Below are 797 nucleotides of genomic sequence, written 5' to 3' on the forward strand. Positions count from 1 at the left end.
TCCTCAACACTTTCAGCCTCCTCCGCAGTCGCCACATCTGCCAAATTGTCAGTTGTTTCCAAAATTTCTTCCGGTTTCTGCTGATTTGTCAGGTCGTCTGTTGCCTTTTTTAAATCTTTCTTGCCCATAATCAATCCTCCTTTCAATAATAATCGCAAATTCGTATGTTTATCTGCATAATACTATCAAAAATCTTGCCAGAAGGATTGTGCAGGGAAAAAAAACTAATTCAACTCATCCGCCTGCCCATACTTTAGCCATTGCAAAATTTCTTCTAAGGCGATGGGCGAAAACGTTTGCTCTATCGTTGCGTATTCGGAGGGCAAGCCTGTCGCACATTCCTGAAACAAATGGTTGAGATTGGGGATTTCTCTTGCGGACGCATTTTTATTTTTCCCCTTAACTAATGCCTCTTTTATTGCCTCCAAATTTACTGTTGCCGGCACTTGCAAATCTTTTGAGCCGGCAAGTGCCAAAACGGGGCATTGCACCTTTTCCAATGCCTGTGCAGGGTCATATTTGATGAAATATTGCATCCACGGGGCGGAAACTTGTGCGACCGTTGCCTCAATAAAATCACTGTCGCTCATTCCTTGCGGTTTAGCGGCAGGATTATCTTTCAAAAGTTGTTTCAGAACGGCTGTCAGGTCGGTTGTCAATTGCTTTGGGTTGGTGGATTTGGCAACGATGTCAAACACTTTGGTATTGATTGCTTTTGCCGCTTGCAGGGCAGAATCACTCATCCCGGATGCCCTGATAATGGCTTCCTGCTGCATCAAAAGGAGTTGGTCGCCCCG

At 44.8% G+C, this 797-nt stretch carries 1 protein-coding gene; it reads right to left on the reverse strand.

Annotated elements, in window-relative coordinates:
- Nucleotides 1-224 precede the first annotated feature (224 nt).
- Nucleotides 225-797: alpha/beta hydrolase family protein (locus ASC50_RS02170; protein ID WP_226995338.1), on the reverse strand; the 573-nt coding region annotated here is incomplete at its 5' end.

It is taken from the genome of Candidatus Symbiothrix dinenymphae (genome assembly GCF_001431085.1).